The sequence below is a fragment of the Immundisolibacter sp. genome (assembly GCF_041601295.1).
GTDB lineage: Bacteria > Pseudomonadota > Gammaproteobacteria > Immundisolibacterales > Immundisolibacteraceae > Immundisolibacter.
In genome coordinates this window covers 15,876-32,000 of the sequence record NZ_JBFIII010000007.1, presented here as the reverse complement: position 1 = coordinate 32,000, position 16,125 = coordinate 15,876, and the positions used below count along the sequence as shown (strand labels likewise).

Sequence of the window (16,125 nt, the reverse complement as noted above, 5' to 3'; positions counted from 1 at the left end):
TCGTAAGACGCGAGGCATCGACACAGCCGATTCGGAAAATTGGGGGCGGATTCTGCTGTGGGGCCCATGAAGCTTGCGTGAGCGAGACGTGAGTTTTCCGTCAAGATGTCCCGCGCTGGTGTGACGACGACCGATGCACCCGTGCCGCACTGGCCTGTGTCCAAAGCAGAACTGGCAACGCCGTGGCGCGAGCACTTCCTGATCGGCAGGTCACGACGGGTCAGATCGCGCGGGTCTTGCCATGCCCGACGCAGACGCGTGGCGATGACAGCTGGACCATCAATCCCTGCCCGCGGTCCAGCCGCATGATTGCCGGGGCGTCGCTCTGGTCCGCGAACGTGGCCGTTGGCTGACGTCGTCGTAGCGCTCAACAACCGCTACTGGTTCGCCAATCCCCTGATTCGATCGGCATCGCGCCCCGGCGCATGGCCGCTAGTCCCCCGTAAGCAGTGTTGACGCCCAGCAGGCGGGCAGTATTCAGGCCGGCCCGTGGCCGCTTGCATTCACCGGGCTTGCAGGCGCAGAACACGGTTCGCTCGCGTCTCCGCGATATATACGCTGCCGTCGGGCGCCAGGGCGATGCCCTGCGGTTGACGCAGATGGCGGGCAATGGTCCGGCGTCGACCGTCCTGGATGCGGATCAGTTCGCCGCTGCGAACCTGGCTGAGTACCGCCCACAAACTGCCGTCAGCGCCACAGGCCAGTTGGTCGATGCCGTCGAGATCATCGGCCAGCACTTCGAGCCCCTTAGGGCCGTGGGCGAGGATGCGACCGGTGCCGCTCTCGGCGATGCCAATGCGGCCGTCGGGCAGGTTGCACAGACCTTCGGGTTGATTGAGACCCTCGACCAGCAGCTCCGGCTCGGCATCATTGCGCAGGATCATCAGCCGGCCGGCCGGCGTGTCCAGGGCCACCACCAGACTGCCATCGGCGCGCAGCAAAATACCCTCCGGATTGTCCAGCCGAGCCAGAACGCGCAGTTTCGCAGTCGACCGGTTAAAGGCCATTACCCGGCCATCGACGTCTTCCTCGGTGACGATGATGGTGTCTGGCAGTACCAGCAGGCTGTCGGGTTTCAGAAAATCGCCGAACACGGTTTTGGGTCCATCCGGCGTCAGCTCGACCAACAGGCCCGGAACCGTTTCCAGCGTCACGTACTGCAGCTCCCCGTCAGCGCCCAGGGACAAACTGTCCGGCCGCGTCAGGGAAATCGTCTGGGTGATTTCCCAGTTGCTATTGAGGCGTAACGGCCAGCGGGCGCCGTAGTAAGCGGCTCCGCCCACTGCCAGCACGAGCAGCACGGCGAGTAGCCGCCCAACGCGGCGGCGCCCACCCGCTCTGGCCGGCGGGTGGACTGCCGATAGCTGGCTGTCGATGACGGGCTTGGGCTTGACTGGATATGTTTTTATACGCATGGTTTCGTCGGTTATGGGCAGCGGTAAGCGTGACTTCTCGCGACAACCGACGAAGTGTCAGCGGGCGACTTTTCTGTGTGGGTCGTGGCTATGAGTTTATCGAGGTGACAGCTTGTCAGCTGTGACAGCGCGTGGGCGTCCGAAGTTTCGTGTCGCCCGCTTCCGCGCGTTCCGATCCGACGATTCGATTTCCCGCCGGGGGTGAGACCCTTGTGCCCCGCCAATATGCCGACCGCCAGGGCATCGTGAGCGACTTATGTCGAGACGACCGCGGGCTCCGGCGCGAAACGCAGCTCGAAGCGCATCCCGTCAGGCAGGCTCTGCGCGAGTATTTGCCAGCCGCTGCGCTCGCAGATGCGCTGCACGATGGCCAGGCCGAGCCCTTCGCCCGCGGCGACTTCGGGAGCCAGCCGCTGATGCCGGTCGAACGCACGGACGATATCCGCATCTGGCAGGCCGCTGCCACCGTCTTCCACTACCAGTGCATCGGGCAGAATGATGACCCGTACCTCGCTGCCGGGTGCATACCGCACCGCGTTGTCGAGCAGGTTTCGCACCGCCACGGTAAGCAGCGCGGGCGGACAGGGCAGTGTCACGTCGGAGCGTTCGATCAGCGCTATCGAGTGTGTTCCGGCCGCTGGCCCGGCGTTCAGGCGCTCGATTTCGGCCCGCACGATCGCGTTGATTGCGCACGATTCGGAACTTGCCTGCACGGACATGGGGTCTCGGCCCAGAACCAGAAACCCATCAATCAATGCCTGCATCTCGTGCGCCGCGGTGGCGATTCGCTCCACGGCGCCGCGCGCGCGCGGCAGCAGTTCCGAGCGCTGGAGCAAGGTCTCGGCAGCGCCGCTGATGATGGCAACAGGGGTGCGCAGTTCGTGACTTACATCGCTGGTGAACAGCCGTTCGCTGGCGATGAAGCCGTACAACTGCGCCAGGCGCTGCTCGAAGGCGCGCGCCAGGGCGCCGATCTCGTCGTTGGCAAAGCCAGCGGCCAGGCGCTGCGGTGGTCGCGCCGGATCGGCCCGGCGCACGCGCTGCGCCAGACGCAGCACCGGCTCGAGTACGCTGCCGGCGGTCAGGCGAGCAATCAGGTAAGCCGCCACCCAGGCTGACACGGTACCCACAGCCAGCACGCCAAACCAGACGTGCTCGCGGCGCTCCTGTTCCGATGAGGGTTGCACCAGGTAGTAGCGTCGCGTGCCGTAGTCGCGACGAATCACCTCGTAGCTTTCCTTGCCGTCGGCGACTTCCTGCCAGCCAACGGCGATCGCCGGCAGGAACGTTGGCAGCTGGGCATCGAACAGGTCCGGTGTGATGTACAGCTGGGCGTGGTTGGGCAGTTCCAGCGGCCGTGTTTGCGGGGCATTACCAAGATGCTGAATCCACCAGCGCAATTCACCGTCGAGCTGGTCGACGAACAGGGTTCTTTCCAACTCTTCCATGACCACAAAGGTGACCAGCGAGAACATGCCGGACACCGCGGCGGTAAGCAGTACAAATGCCACCACTAAGCGCTGGCGCAGAGGTGTGCGTTTACGCGCCATCGGGGAGCGCGATCCGGTAGCCGAGGCCGCGCACGGTTTCGATCAGCGGGACATCAAACGGCCGATCCAGCACCCGCCGCAGGCTGTGGATGTGGGTACGCAGCGCATCGCTGTCGGGGGGCTCGTCCAGCCACAGCAGGCGTTCGAGTTCTGACCGGCGCACCAGGCGTGGGGCGGCGCGCAGCAGGGCGTCCAGCAACTTCAGCTCGGTGGGGGTCAGTATCAGCGTCTGGCCGGCGCGCCGCGCGCTGGCATTGGCAAGGTCGAGGGTGACGTCGGCGTAGTGAACCTGCGCTGTCGCGGGCCGTCGGCTGCGCCTGAGCAGGGCCTCGATGCGAGCGTGCAGTTCGACCAGCGCGAACGGCTTGACCAGGTAATCGTCCGCCCCTGCGCGCAGCCCGGCGACGCGCTGCTCAACCGCGTCGCGCGCGGTCAGCATCAGGATCGGCGTGTTGACATGGCTGTCCTGGCGCAGGCGATGACATAGCTCCAGACCATCCAGCCTGGGCAGCGTAAGGTCGAGCACGATCAGGTCGTAATCACCATCGCTGGCAAGATGCAGCCCGCTCGGCCCGTCCCGCGCCGAATCCAGCTGGTAGCCCTGGTCCTCGAAATAATCGTAGAGGTTCTGCAGCAGTGCCGCGTTGTCCTCAATGAACAACAACCGGGTTGCGGGCTGCGTGGACTGTGCGCCTGGGTTCATGGTCAGCGTCACAGATAGGGCGAGAATAGCCAGCACAGTGCGTCACGGGTGCGTACTGCCAGTCGCCGCTGGCTGATCTCTTCCGCCGTGACGAGGCGGGAGGCGTTCCAGGCGGTTGCAAAGTGGCCCGCGAGGGTGGCGTTGAATGCGGCATCGAACACTTCCACGTTAAGCTCGAAATTAAGCCGCAGGCTACGCGGGTCCATGTTGGCGGAGCCCACCTGGGCGTAGTCATCGTCCACCAGAAGCAGCTTGCTGTGTACAAACGGTGGTGGTTGGTAACGCACCTCGACCCCGTACTGCAGGAGCTCCCACAGCATATTGCGCGTGGCCCAGTGCACGTAGGGCAGGTTGTTGTGCCCCGGCAACAGTATGTGGACCTCGACGCCGCGCAGCGCGGCGGCCTGGATCGTCCCGAGCAGTTCGCGCGACGGTAAGAAATACGGGGTCATGATCTCGATGCGCCGCTGGGCCGCGGACATGGCCGCCAGCAACACCAGGGCCAGGCGGTCCAGGTCCTCATTGGGACCGTCGTTGATGACCCGACATTGCGCCATGCCGACGCCTGCTGACGGTGGGATCGGCTCGGGCAGGGCTTCGCCGGTCGCAAAACGCCAATCTTCCGCAAATACGGCTTCGATCTGCCCGACCACCGGGCCACTCAAACGCTGATGAAGATCCACGACCCGGCGCTTGGAGGCGCCGCTGGCCATGTGGTAATCGGCGATATTCATACCGCCCGTGAAGGCCACCATACCGTCCACCAGCAGAATCTTGCGGTGGTTACGCATATTCACGTGCAGGCGCATCGGCCACAGACGCAGCGGCAGGAACGCGGCCACCCGTACGCCGGCCTGGCGAAGCAGGGGCCGCGCACGCGCTAGGGTGTACCACTGGCCGAGTCCGTCCAGCAGCACGCATACAGTCACGCCGCGCCGTTGGGCTGCCGCCAGGGCATCGATGACATCGCGCGCCGCGCCGCTGGCGCCGAAGATATACGTCGACAGATAGACGTAGCGCTCGGCCGAGCGAATCGCCTCGATCATCGCCGGATAGGCCTGCTCGCCGTTGTGGAGCAGGTCGATTGCATTGCCGGGCAGGCAGGGACGGCGGCTCACCTGTGCCGAGGCGCGGGCAATCGGTCCGGCGGGCAGGGCCGGCTCGATATGCGGCATATCGGCGTCGTCGGCCTGCTCGTAACCGAAATCGATCGGTAGCGGGAAGCGTTTTCGCAGACTGCGGGTGCGGATACGGTTCACACCGAAGGCGAAATACAGCAGCGGGCCACCGAGCGGCAGCAACAGACTGATACCGATCCACGCCAGTGCCGAGCGCGGGTCGCGCTTGTAGAGCAGGGCATTCCAGGCGCACAGCAGGCCAAGGCCCGGGTGTACGACCAGAACCAGCCACCCGACGATTGCCGGCAGTTCAAGTGCCACGCCCCTGTACTCCTAGAACCGAATCACGGTGCGGATGCTTTTTCCGGTGTGCATGAGCTCGAAAGCGCGGTTGATGTCGGCCAGATTCAGCGTGTGGGTGACCATCTCGTCCACCTTGATGTCGCCGGCAAGGTAGCGTTCAACGTAGCCGGGCAACTGCGATCTGCCTTTAACGCCGCCAAAAGCGCTGCCACGCCACACGCGTCCGGTCACCAGCTGAAACGGCCGGGTGCGGATTTCCTCACCGGCGCCGGCCACGCCGATGATGGTGGCCTCGCCCCAGCCCTTGTGGCAGCACTCCAGCGCCGCCCGCATCACCTCGACGTTGCCGATGCACTCGAAGGAATAATCAACGCCGCCGTCGGTCATGTCGACGATGACCTCCTGGATCGATACCGGGTGGTCTTTCGGGTTGACCGTGTCCGTGGCGCCAAGGCGCCGGGCCATGTCGAACTTCGAGGAATTGATATCGATGCCGATGATGCGCCCGGCGCCGGCCATGACCGCGCCCTGAATGACGCTCAGGCCGATGGCGCCAAGGCCGAATACCGCTACCGTTGCCCCCGCCTGCACCCTGGCCGTGTTGAGCACGGCGCCGATGCCGGTGGTGATGCCGCAGCCGAGCAGACATACCTTGTCCAGCGGCGCCGCGGGATTGATCCTGGCCAGGGCAATTTCGGGCAGCACGGTGTACTCGCTGAAAGTCGAGGTGCCCATGTAGTGATATACGGTCTGGCCGCGGGCCCGAAACCGAGACGTGCCGTCCGGCATCAAGCCCTGTCCCTGAGTAGTGCGAATAGCCTGGCACAGGTTGGTTTTTCCGGAGGAGCAAAACGAGCACTGTCCGCATTCCGGCGTGTACAGGGGGATGACGTGATCACCAGCCTTGAGGGTGGTTACACCTGGGCCGACATCCTCCACCACGCCGCTACCCTCATGCCCCAGGATGGCCGGAAATACCCCTTCCGGGTCGCGTCCGGACAGGGTGTAAGCGTCGGTATGGCACACGCCGCTGGCGACCATCCGTACCAGGACTTCGCCCGCCTTGGGCGCGGCGACCTCGATCATGTCGATTTCGAGCGGTTGGTCCGCCGCCCAGGCGACGGCAGCGCGTGCTTGCATGATCTGGCTCCCCTGATAGGCGATCGAATCCGGGGATTATGCCAATCCCGTCACCGGCACGTGTGGTCGCGCCGGCCCGGGTGGCAACATGGGCCGCCTGCTAACATGACCCAATACCGACGGACAGTTCAGGAACCTTGCATGGGTCCGCCAGTGCGTGACCGATACCTCTTGGCCGTGGTCAGGATTCGCGTCCCCACCCGACCGCTCAAGCGCATCATCTTTTGCCAGGACGGGTGGCTGCCGTGCGCCAACTGATCGGATTTCTGATGGTCGGTCTGCTTGCCACCGCGACCCACGTGGCCGTGGCGGTTACGCTCGTAGCAAAAGCTGGACGCTCGGCGGTGTTTGCCAATGGGGCAGCATTCTGTATTGCAACCGCCGTGTCCTATGGTCTGAACTCATGGCTGACTTTCCAGCGGCCCTTTACCCGGCGCACGCTTCGGCGGTTTGGCGCCGTCTCGATCGCCGGTCTTGGCCTTTCCATGCTGATCTCCGGCACTGCGCAGTGGTTTGGCCTTCATTACCTGGTTGGCATCGCCCTGGTGGCAACCGGCGTGCCGCCACTAACGTTTCTGGCACATCGCAGCTGGACCTATCACGGGTGACGGTCGCTCATCTGCCCCTGCGCCTGCTCGCCGGCGGCCTGTCTCCGGGCGGACCGCGAGCACACCTGATGGTGCTGATCTACCACCGCGTGTTGGCCGAGCCGGATCCTTACCGGCGCGGTGACGTGACGGTGTCCGTATTCGACTGGCAGATGGCCCTGCTTGCGCGTGAGTTCAATGTGTTGTCGCTTGACCAGGCCGTGCGCAGGCTCGCCGCCGGCACCCTGCCAGCCCGGGCGGTCTGCGTCAGCTTTGACGACGGCTACCGCGACAATCTGGACCTGGCGCTGCCGGTTTTGCGACGCCATGGCCTGCCGGCGACGTTTTTCATCGCGACCGATTACCTGGATGGCGGCGCCATGTGGAACGACTGCCTTATCGAAGCCGTCGCCGGGGCAGGGGAGGGCCCACTTGACCTTAGCGATCTTGGTCTGGCGCGGTACGCGCTGCATGGGGTCGCGGACCGGTACGCCACTGTGGGCAGGCTACTGCCGGCGCTCAAGCACCTGGAAAACGCGCAAAGACGCGATGTGGTCGCGGCGGTCATGGAACGCTGCAAGCTCCAGCGCGCGCCCGACCTGATGCTGAACCCGGAAGGCGTACGGGCTTTGCACGCGGCGGGCATGGCCATTGGCGCACACACCTGCTCGCACCCCATCCTGACCCGCCTTGACCCGGCCAGCGCCCGGCGCGAGATGGCCGACGGTCGCGATCGACTTGAGGCGATGATCGGTGCGCCGGTGCGGCTGTTCGCGTATCCGAACGGTAAACCCGGCGAGGACTATGACGCCCACCATGTTGCGATGGCCCGGGAACTTGGCTTCGCCGCGGCCGTATGCACGGCCTGGGGCAATGCCTCGGCGGGTGCCGATCTGTTCCAGCTGCCACGCTTCACGCCATGGGACCGGGTACCGCTGCGCTTTCACCTGCGCTTGGTAGGCAATCTATTGCGCCGCGAGACTTTGCCGGCCCTGGTGTCAGGCTGATCCGTCCTACGCGGCGGGTCTGGAGCTGAAGCCGTCCTGGTCGTAACGCAAGCGCGTCGGCTTGTCCTGTAAGGTGGTTTCCAGCACCACCTCGCGTCCCCAAAGGCGGTGCAGATAGGCGAGGGTTTTCTCGGCCTGGCCCAGCTCCAGCTCGCGGCCGTCGTAAGCGTGGCTCAGATGGAGCTTGCGCGCGCCATCGTAGTCGGCATCGTCGATGTGGATCACCGGGAATCCAGACATGCCGACACCGTTGATCAGCGTGTCGCGGACCTGCTGCCAGTTGTCCTCGTCGGCAACGCGCTGCACCACGTACTGGTCGTCCTCGGGGCCGAATTCGTACATATCCATCTCGCGCATCAAGCGGCCGGACAGGAACTGGCGCAGAAACGATGCATCGCGATCGACTTCACGAATACGAAACAGGGTCGCCATGCCGTCGGTGGGTCCACCGTAGCGTTCGCGTTCTTCCGGGGTTGGCTGCTCGCAGCGGCGCAGGATGTCGTGCCAGGTCCGGAAACCCAGGTAATAGGGGTTGATGCTGCCCGGGTGGGGGCGTACGACCTGTGAATGGTGGACCATGAATTCCATCTGCAGGTCCGCCGGCAGGTCCAGGCTGCTGACAATGCGGTGGTGCCAGAAGCTGGCCCAGCCCTCGTTCATGATCTTGGTCTCGATCTGTGGAATGAAATACTGCGCCTCCTCGTGGACGATGGTGAGCAGATCCCGCTCCCAGGTGGTCAGGTAGGGATTGTGGTCGCGGATAAACAGCAGGATGTCCGGCTCTGGTTCCAGCGGTATGCGGCGCAGGTTCGGCTCTGGCGCATCCTGGGTCGGGTGGATGTCCTGATGCGGATCGCGCGGCGGGCGGGCGGTTTCGATGGCGCGCTCGCGCTGTTCGGCCGGACTCAGTTTGCGCACGCCCGCGTTGTGTCGACAGTTGAACGACAACGCGTGTGCGGCGTCCAGCACAGCCTCCACCTTGTCCGCACCAATGGCCGGATCCTCGGCATAGCGCCGCACCCGATCAGCGCGGGACTTGAAGTTGCTCAACGTCAGTTCCGGGTGCGTGGCCTGGAAGGTGTAGTTGTTGCGGAAGAAATCGTTGTGGCCATAGACGTGGGCAATGGTCAGTATCTGCAGACACAGCGAGTTATTGCGCATCAGGTAGGCGATCGATTCGTTGGAATTGATCACCATCTCGTAGGGCAGTCCGCTGACGCCGTAGCCGTAGAGGGTCTTCAGCTTCTCGAACGACTTGCCGAAGGACCAGTGCGGATAGTGGGCCGGCATGCCGTGGTATGCCATGTAGCCGAGCATCTGCTCCTCGTCGCAGATTTCAAACACCTGCGGAAAGCATTCAAGGCCGAACTGGTCCACTTTTTCACGGATGCGTTCGTCCCAGGCCAGCAGGTCATCGACGTCCCAGCTGCGCATCAGGCACCTCCGACGGCCTGCGCCGCGCGGTCTTTCTGCAAAAAGGCTTTCAGGCCTGGCCAGATGTCTTCCCGGCCGTGGATGGTCAGGGCGTGGAAACCGTCGGCCTTGATGCGGGCAAAGGTTTCCAGCATGGAGCTTTCGAAGATGCCGCGCCCGGGCGGTTTTATCTCACCGTAGCCGAACAGGTTCGACACTTCGCACAGCGCCTCGGCCGCTTGCACGGTTTTGTCGTTGTCGCCCGGGAAATTGTCGCCGTCCGAGCAATGGAAGGCATAGATATTCCACAGGCTCGGGTGGAAGCGTTCGTTGATGACCTCAAGCGCCTTCTGGTAGGCGCTGGAAATCACCGTGCCGCCGGATTCGCCCTTGTGGAAAAATTCGTCCTCGGTGACCTCGGCCGCTGCCGCGTGGTGGGCAATGAAGACCAGTTCCACCTCGACATAGCGGCTGCGTACGAACTGATACAGCAAGAAAAAGAACGATCGCGCCAGGTATTTCTTGGTCGTGTCCATGGAGCCTGAGGTATCCATCATGCAGATGACGACTGCATTGGATTGTGGTCGCGTGTCTGGCATCAGGCGCCGGTAGATCATGTCCTCCTTGTGGAAGGGGAAGCGTTGCTCGGCCTCGGCATTGGTTTCGGCACGCGCGACCTTGCGCCGGATGCGTGACAGGGCGGTTCGTTTCTTGTCCAGTTGCACGCGGATACCGGAGCGCCGGAAGCCCTTGCGCTGGAACGCGTGTTCCGACGGCACCTGGCGCAGTTTCTTGCGCTCCAGGTCGGGCAGTTCCAGATCCTCGAACATGATGTCGATTAACTCTTCCAGGCTGATTTCGGTTTCGTAGTAGTCCTGGCCTGGCTCATTGCCACCATGGCCTTGCCCAGCACCGCTCTGATCGCCTTGTCCGACGGTCTGGCCGACTACGGTGTCACCCTCGCCAGTGCCCACGCCGGGTTTGTTCTGGCCGTACGCAAAGCGGTATTCGCGGATGCCGCGGATCGGTACCTTGACGGTCTTGTCGCCGCTGCGGCCGATGATGGCTTCCTCGGCAACAATGTCGGCGATGTTGTCGCGGATCGCCTGGCGCACCTTCTGCCGGTGGCGGGCACGGTCACCGGCGCTGCGGTCCGAGCGTAACGAGTCCGCCGAGAACGATCTGAACTGGGAGTTCGCCATAACCCCTCCTGCGGTGAAACGTCGCCACGCAATATCTGGCGACGCTGGCACCGGCCTGGCAGCGGCGCCAGGCCGGGCACGTCAATCGGTTGCCGTCAGTCCTTCCACAGGTTGTTGGCCGCGTACTTGAGCACCACCTCAGCCGAGTGCTCGTTGTAGCCGAGTTCGGTCATGCGCTGGATCAGCGTGTCGTATTTGTCTTTCTGTTCCTCGTCGCGGGTGCGCGACTTGGTGACGATACGGCTCATGTCGCGTACTGAGTGCAGAAGTTTTTTCTCCAGCGCGTCGCGCAGCGGCTCATAAGCCCGGTAACTGACCTTCTCGCCACGTCGGGTAGCGGCCCACAGGTAGGACATCACTTCCTGTCGGAAACCCTCGGCGGCCGAACCGACAATGCCGATCTGCTCCTCGACCGACTTCAGGAAGCCCTCGTCCGGGCGCAGTTCCTCGTCGGTATTGCGGTCCTTGACCTTGGATTTGTTGACGTAGGCCTCGGCGTGGTCCAAATAGTTCTGGAACAGGTCCTCGGCCTGCTGCTCGAAGGAGAACACGAACGCACGCGTGACTTCCTTCTCCAGGATGTCCAGGTACGCCTTGTGCACGGTGTCCTGCAGGAACTCGAGGTACAGCTTTTTGGTGTCCTCGGGGTAGTCCGCGCGTTTGATCATATCCATCAGCGCCTCCCGCACGTTGATGGGGTTGATGCCGAGCTCCGGATTGTCGGCAAGCGCATTGTCCAGGGCCTTCATGATGAAGCGGGTGGAGATGCCTGACATGCCCTCGCGCTGCGCTTCCTCGCGCAGGGATTTGGCCGACAGTTTCAGAGTGGTGCCCTTCTTGACCACTTCTTCGCCATCGTACAGGCGCAGTTTGGTCATCAGGTCGCACTTGGAGGTTGGCTCCAGGCGCGACAGGATGGCAAAGATGCTGACGACCTCCAGCGTATGCGGGGCAATGTGGGCGCGGAATTCCGACTCGCGGAGCATCTTTTCGTAGATCTTGACCTCTTCGGTCAAGCGCAGGTTGTAAGGAACCTTGACCACCACGATGCGATCCATGATCGCTTCGTTGGTGTGGTCGGCCTTGAACTTCTGCCACTCGGCCTCGTTGGAGTGGGCGATGATCACGCAGTCCACATAGACCGTGCCGTGGCGGCCCGGCGCCGGCACGAATTTCTCCTGCGTGGCGGTGATCATGGTGTGCAGATATTCGGGCTCGTTCTTGAATACCTCGATGAACTCGACGATGCCGCGGTTGCCGACGTTGAAGGCGCCCGACAGGTCAAGTACCCGTGGGTCGGACTCGGAATAGCGGTCGAGCTTGGAGATATCTTCCGAGCCGATCAGCACCGAGGTGTCCTGGTTGTTGGGGTCAACCGGCGGCACAACGCCAATTCCCCGGCGCCGGTGACGAGAAAATGCCACGCGGGTCACCGGCATGTCCTCGTAACGGCCGTTGAACTCGGTTTCCAGCCGGTGCCGGCACAGCGGGCACAATTCTCCTTCGATGGGAACGCCCAGGACGTCAGAGAAACTGCGGCGCAGATGATTCGGTATCAGGTGCAACGGTTCCTCGGCCATCGGGCAGTCCTGAATCGCATACACCGGGTCGGCCTCTTCCAGGGCGCGCTGGAGTTTGGCCACCAGCGAGCTTTTGCCGGCACCGACCGGCCCCATCAGGTACAGCACCTGGCGGCTTTCCTCGCCGTGCAAGGCGGCGGAGTGCAGGTAACGCACAATCTGCGCCAGCGGTCGCTCGACGCCGAAGAATTCCTTCTCGAAAAACGGGTAGCGCTTGAGGTGTTCGTCGCCGAACAGCCGGTTCAGACGGGCGTCCTCGGACTCTCCCAAGTCAGCCACGCCACAGGCAGTAACCGCCTCATAAAGCCGTGCATGGGCCTGTTTTGGCAAGGTCGGGTTGCCGCGAACCAGCTCCAGGTAATCCAGAAAACTGCCGTTCCAGAGGCGTTCCTGGTGTGTCTTGCGGTCTTTCTCGATCAGCGCTGCGAAGGATGCTGTAGTCGTGCCCATTTAACGACCTCCGTCGTGTCCAAGTCTGTGTGTGTGCTTGATCCTTTTTCGTTAGGTTTTGATGGTTTGCGAGACACTCGAACCCGTCTGGGTGCCTTTGGCCCCGTGTACCGGACGGACTCAAGTTTCGCCGGACCTGGGAACAATGCCAAAGGCACGTGCTGTCTCCCGATATCTGCTAATACAAAACTCGTGCCAATCCGCTTGTGCACTGCCGCGCCGAGCTCCCAGTTCGGTATTACCGGCTGGGTATTTCCAATGTTTGACCCGAACCGGCAGCGCAAGTTATGGGTCCGGATGCGCCTGCGTGCGCCTATACTTGGTACCGCGTTTTTGCCGTGCCGGCAAATGACTCGATCACTGGTACGATGGACTGCTCCGCCGAAGGTTCTGTGGATGTCCAAGCCGACGCCGCCCGGGGTTTCCGACACCGCCAATGGCATGGCGTTCGACCGCGGCCGGGACATCGAAGTGCTGGCCCGGGACACCGTGTACCAGGGCTACTTCCGGATTGACCGGTACCGCCTGCGGCACCGCCTGTTCAACGGGTGTTGGAGCCGGCCAATACAGCGCGAAGTGTTCGAACGTGGCCACGCTGCGGCGGTGCTGCCCTACGACCCCGAGCACGACAGCGTGCTGTTGATCGAGCAATTCCGCATCGGTCCGTATGCCCACGGCGGCTCGCCGTGGCAGATCGAAATCGTTGCCGGAATCATCCACGACGACGAACTGCCGGCGCAGGTAGCCCGCCGTGAGGCGCTGGAAGAGGCCGGCTGCGTGCTCGGGCCGCAGTTGGTTCGCATCGCGGACTATTACATGAGTCCCGGTGCGGTCAGTGAGCACCTGACCCTGTTTTGTGCCGTTACGGACCTGACGGGCGTTGGCGGTATCCACGGCGTGGCCGAGGAGGATGAGGACATCCGCGTGCATAGCGTGCCCCTGGACCAGGCACTGGACTGGCTGCATAACGGCCGCATCCAGAACAGCCCGGCGATCATTGCCCTGCAATGGCTGGCCCTCAACCGCCAGCGCCTGCGAGCGTTCCAGCCGTGAGACCCACCAGGACACGGGGAACCCGCGTGCTCGCGGCCGAACCACGGATAGCCGTACCGCAAGCGGTCCTGTTCGATCTTGACGGCACCCTGGTCGATAGCGTCCCGGACCTAGCCCGCTGCGTGAACGCGGCCCTGAGCTCGGTAGATCAGCCGTCGGTGCACGAACACGAGGTTCGAACCTGGGTGGGCAACGGCGCCAATCGCCTGCTGCACTGTGCACTCACCGGCCAGCTGCACGGGGTGGCGCCGCTCGCGACCCACAGCACAGCCATGGCTACGTTCAATGCGCACTACGCCGCCGAGCCGTGTCGAAGCAGTCGTCTGTACCCTGGTGCACTCGCGACTGTCATCGCACTGGCAGCCGGCGGCGTGCGCCTGGGCTGCGTAACCAACAAGCCCCACCGTTTTACGCTGCCGCTGCTGGACTTGCTCGGCCTGGGTCGCTATTTCGCGAGTGTGGTCGGTGGCGACAGCACGCCGCAGCTCAAGCCCGATCCACTGCCGGTGTTAACAGCGCTGGCGCAGCTTGGCACGCCTGCGGGACGCAGTCTTCTGGTGGGTGATTCCAGGATCGATATGGCGGCCGGTCGGGCTGCGGGCGTTGCCACAGTCGCCATCCGACATGGCTATGACAGCGAGTGTGATTTTCTCGACCTCGGTGCAGTGGCCGTACTGGAGCGCCTGGTCGAGTTGCCCGGGGTATGGGGCGAACCGTCATTCGCTGACTGAGTCGTCAGGCCCCGCGGCGAGCACGAGTCGCCCGGTTTGCCGATAGCGTATCGGTGGCTCGATACTCCCGCCTGCCCGGGGCGCTCTGACTACAGGCTGTCATTCCATGCGCTGGCCCGCTACGCAAACCACATCCGAAGTACTGCTACCGCGCGCTGTGATGGTGTTGAGCCAGCGGCCGCGGCCAGGGCTGGGGCGCATCCTTCCGACGCTGGAAGCCGTCGGTGTGCCGGCCGTACTGGCCCTGTCCGGACAGATCGGAGATACGCTGCCGCGACCCTTTCACGGCGCACCCGAACAGGTGGTAATCCTCGCGACCGACGCGGAATCGGTACGGGTTGGCCTGCACGCCGGGGCCGGCCTGGTGGCAGGCCTGGGTAGCGGTAGCCATGCCACGGCCCAGCTCGCGGCGGGCGCGGAACTGGTATTGCAGGCACCGTCGCAGATCGCCGGTGGCGACCTGCTTCGAGCATACGCGAGCAAGTTCAGCAGTCTTCCGTCGTTGGGGCCGGACCTGGCTGGGCTCGCCGGCGCCGATGTGGCCTTGTTTTTCGATTATGACGGCACGCTCGCGCCGGTTCCGGAGCATCGGGCTGACGGGCAGTTACCCGAGCCGATACGCGACATGCTTGCCCGACTTTCCGCCCGCCATCCGGTTGCCGTGGTCAGCGGCCGGGCGGTCGCCGATCTTTCGCACCGCCTGCAACTGCCGGGCCTGTATCTGGCCGGCAACCACGGACTGGATCTGCACGGTCCGGATTACGCTCCGGAACGACACATGCTTGCCGTTGACTGGAGGCCGATCCTGGACGCGGCCCATGCCGTGCTGGCGCCGCTGGCGCAGGAGCACCCAGGCTGCGTGGTCGAACACAAAGGTCTGACCCTGGCGGTTCACTATCGTGGACTTGCCATGGCCGCGAGCGTGGCCCTGCGTCGCGCAGTGGTAAGTCGGCTGGCGGCCTTCGACCGGCTATTGCTCGAAAGTGGGCAGCAGGTGCTTGAAATTCATCCCACCATCGACTGGCACAAAGGCTCTGCCGTCGATTGGCTGCTGGCACGTATGCAAAGCCTGTTTGGTCCGTGCAAGCCGGTTTACTTCGGTGATGATCTGGCCGACGAGCCGGCTTTTCTCGCCGCGCGCCGTGCGGGGGGGTACGGCGTAGTGATCGGCGCGGAAGTAAGGCCGACCAGCGCGCGCTTTCGGTTGGCATCGCCAGGCGGGCTGCCGGCTGCGCTGGCCCCTTTGTTGGCCTGATAAGCAATCGCCCGGCTAGCAGCCTGTCGGACTTGGAGCTGATCCACTGCGCCGGAGGGAGAACGGTCCAAATTTCCCCGTTTTTTCCTTACATGGGACCACCATGCGCGTCAAAACCGTGAAAATTTGTCCTCGTTCTCCCACCATGCTCGCTACGATCGCCCAAGTCTGACAGGCTGCTAGGAGTCGTGGTCGTCGCGGTGGTATTCGCCTTCGATCACACGGCCGCTACCGCCCGCTTTCTGCGGTTGTCGGTCGATGAGGTATACCGCCAGCCGTCGCCTCAACGGCGCCAGTAATAGAAACAGCCCAAAGATGTCGGTCAGAAAACCGGGCACCACAAAAAGTCCGCCGGCGATCAGGGTCAGCGTTGCCTCAAGCAACGGCCGGGCGGGTAGCTCCCCGGCCTCAAGCGCCGCCCGCACGCGCAGTAAGCCAGTCAGGCCCGCCCGGCGCATCAGCGCCGTGCCGATAAAAGCAGCCGCGATCAGCAACAACAGCGTCGGCAACGCGCCGATCCAGCTGCCAACCTCCAGTAGGACGTAAAGCTCGAGGAGCGGCAGTCCGAGCAGTGCGCCCCAGATCAAAAAACGCGGCATGAGTGATACCTGAAACTCA

At 63.7% G+C, this 16,125-nt stretch carries 14 protein-coding genes; 5 read left to right on the top strand and 9 right to left on the bottom strand.

The annotated features are described in order from the left end of the window. Nucleotides 1–503: 503 nt before the first annotated feature. From ABZF37_RS01900 to ABZF37_RS01880, 5 genes are all read right to left on the bottom strand, one after another. Nucleotides 504–1,415: a hypothetical protein gene (locus tag ABZF37_RS01900; RefSeq protein WP_372716168.1), complete on the bottom strand. Its 912-nt coding sequence runs from the start codon at nt 1,413–1,415 to the stop codon at nt 504–506. 254 nt (nt 1,416–1,669) lie between these two features. Further along, entirely contained in the window at nt 1,670–2,965 is a 1,296-nt protein-coding gene (locus tag ABZF37_RS01895) for a sensor histidine kinase (protein WP_372716166.1), read from the bottom strand. After that, nucleotides 2,955–3,668 (bottom strand): response regulator transcription factor, encoded by a 714-nt coding sequence (locus ABZF37_RS01890; RefSeq protein WP_372716164.1) that lies wholly within the window; start codon nt 3,666–3,668, stop codon nt 2,955–2,957. Before ABZF37_RS01890 ends, ABZF37_RS01895 begins: the two co-directional genes overlap by 11 nt. Before the next feature lie 8 nt (nt 3,669–3,676). Beyond that, complete coding sequence (gene cls / locus ABZF37_RS01885; protein ID WP_372716162.1) at nt 3,677–5,107, bottom strand: cardiolipin synthase; 1,431 nt, start codon at nt 5,105–5,107, stop codon at nt 3,677–3,679. A gap of 12 nt (nt 5,108–5,119) precedes the next feature. Beyond that, nucleotides 5,120–6,229 carry an S-(hydroxymethyl)glutathione dehydrogenase/class III alcohol dehydrogenase gene (locus ABZF37_RS01880; protein WP_372716160.1) on the bottom strand — a complete coding sequence of 370 codons (1,110 nt, stop codon included), beginning with the start codon at nt 6,227–6,229 and terminating at the stop codon, nt 5,120–5,122. Nucleotides 6,230–6,474: 245 nt separating this feature from the next. Here ABZF37_RS01880 and ABZF37_RS01875 point away from each other — a divergent pair, with 245 nt between their 5' ends. Both ABZF37_RS01875 and ABZF37_RS01870 read left to right on the top strand, forming a co-directional pair. After that, a complete protein-coding gene (locus tag ABZF37_RS01875; protein ID WP_372716157.1) occupies nt 6,475–6,837 on the top strand; it encodes a GtrA family protein in 363 nt (120 codons plus the stop codon). A 68-nt stretch (nt 6,838–6,905) separates the two neighbouring features. Beyond that, a complete protein-coding gene (locus ABZF37_RS01870; protein WP_372716191.1) occupies nt 6,906–7,823 on the top strand; it encodes a polysaccharide deacetylase family protein in 918 nt (305 codons plus the stop codon). 6 nt (nt 7,824–7,829) lie between these two features. On the opposite strand, the gene ABZF37_RS01865 is transcribed toward ABZF37_RS01870, so the two are convergent. The 3 genes from ABZF37_RS01865 to ABZF37_RS01855 all read right to left on the bottom strand — a co-directional run bounded on the left by ABZF37_RS01865 (nt 7,830) and on the right by ABZF37_RS01855 (nt 12,468). Continuing rightward, entirely contained in the window at nt 7,830–9,257 is a 1,428-nt protein-coding gene (locus tag ABZF37_RS01865) for a SpoVR family protein (RefSeq protein WP_372716155.1), read from the bottom strand. Then, on the bottom strand, nt 9,257–10,438 hold the full coding sequence (locus ABZF37_RS01860; RefSeq protein WP_372716153.1) for a YeaH/YhbH family protein: 1,182 nt from the start codon (nt 10,436–10,438) through the stop codon (nt 9,257–9,259). Before ABZF37_RS01860 ends, ABZF37_RS01865 begins: the two co-directional genes overlap by 1 nt. Nucleotides 10,439–10,533: 95 nt before the next feature. Next, complete coding sequence (locus ABZF37_RS01855; protein ID WP_372716151.1) at nt 10,534–12,468, bottom strand: serine protein kinase; 1,935 nt, start codon at nt 12,466–12,468, stop codon at nt 10,534–10,536. Nucleotides 12,469–12,864: 396 nt separating this feature from the next. Between ABZF37_RS01855 and ABZF37_RS01850 the strand changes: the two genes are divergently transcribed. The 3 genes from ABZF37_RS01850 (at nt 12,865) to otsB (ending at nt 15,507) form a co-directional block, all read left to right on the top strand. Next, nucleotides 12,865–13,521: an NUDIX domain-containing protein gene (locus ABZF37_RS01850; protein WP_372716148.1), complete on the top strand. Its 657-nt coding sequence runs from the start codon at nt 12,865–12,867 to the stop codon at nt 13,519–13,521. Nucleotides 13,522–13,547: 26 nt separating this feature from the next. Further along, on the top strand, nt 13,548–14,252 hold the full coding sequence (gph, locus tag ABZF37_RS01845) for a phosphoglycolate phosphatase (RefSeq protein WP_372716146.1): 705 nt from the start codon (nt 13,548–13,550) through the stop codon (nt 14,250–14,252). 106 nt (nt 14,253–14,358) lie between these two features. Continuing rightward, nucleotides 14,359–15,507, top strand: a complete 1,149-nt coding sequence (gene otsB, locus ABZF37_RS01840; protein ID WP_372716144.1) for a trehalose-phosphatase — start codon at nt 14,359–14,361, stop codon at nt 15,505–15,507. A 179-nt stretch (nt 15,508–15,686) separates the two neighbouring features. Here the strand turns inward: otsB and ABZF37_RS01835 are convergent, their stop codons facing one another. Then, nucleotides 15,687–16,106 (bottom strand): FxsA family protein, encoded by a 420-nt coding sequence (locus tag ABZF37_RS01835; protein WP_372716142.1) that lies wholly within the window; start codon nt 16,104–16,106, stop codon nt 15,687–15,689. Nucleotides 16,107–16,125: the final 19 nt, after the last annotated feature.

What these genes read in the sequence shown, in the direction of transcription:
- ABZF37_RS01870 (WP_372716191.1), top strand. Translation starts at nt 6,906, where the DNA reads ATGGTGCTGATCTACCACCGCGTGTTGGCCGAGCCGGATCCTTACCGG.
- ABZF37_RS01835 (WP_372716142.1), bottom strand. Translation starts at nt 16,106, where the DNA reads ATGCCGCGTTTTTTGATCTGGGGCGCACTGCTCGGACTGCCGCTCCTC.
- ABZF37_RS01895 (WP_372716166.1), bottom strand. Translation starts at nt 2,965, where the DNA reads ATGGCGCGTAAACGCACACCTCTGCGCCAGCGCTTAGTGGTGGCATTT.
- ABZF37_RS01900 (WP_372716168.1), bottom strand. Translation starts at nt 1,415, where the DNA reads ATGCGTATAAAAACATATCCAGTCAAGCCCAAGCCCGTCATCGACAGC.
- ABZF37_RS01850 (WP_372716148.1), top strand. Translation starts at nt 12,865, where the DNA reads ATGTCCAAGCCGACGCCGCCCGGGGTTTCCGACACCGCCAATGGCATG.
- ABZF37_RS01890 (WP_372716164.1), bottom strand. Translation starts at nt 3,668, where the DNA reads ATGAACCCAGGCGCACAGTCCACGCAGCCCGCAACCCGGTTGTTGTTC.
- otsB (WP_372716144.1), top strand. Translation starts at nt 14,359, where the DNA reads ATGCGCTGGCCCGCTACGCAAACCACATCCGAAGTACTGCTACCGCGC.
- ABZF37_RS01880 (WP_372716160.1), bottom strand. Translation starts at nt 6,229, where the DNA reads ATGCAAGCACGCGCTGCCGTCGCCTGGGCGGCGGACCAACCGCTCGAA.
- ABZF37_RS01865 (WP_372716155.1), bottom strand. Translation starts at nt 9,257, where the DNA reads ATGCGCAGCTGGGACGTCGATGACCTGCTGGCCTGGGACGAACGCATC.
- ABZF37_RS01860 (WP_372716153.1), bottom strand. Translation starts at nt 10,438, where the DNA reads ATGGCGAACTCCCAGTTCAGATCGTTCTCGGCGGACTCGTTACGCTCG.
- ABZF37_RS01855 (WP_372716151.1), bottom strand. Translation starts at nt 12,468, where the DNA reads ATGGGCACGACTACAGCATCCTTCGCAGCGCTGATCGAGAAAGACCGC.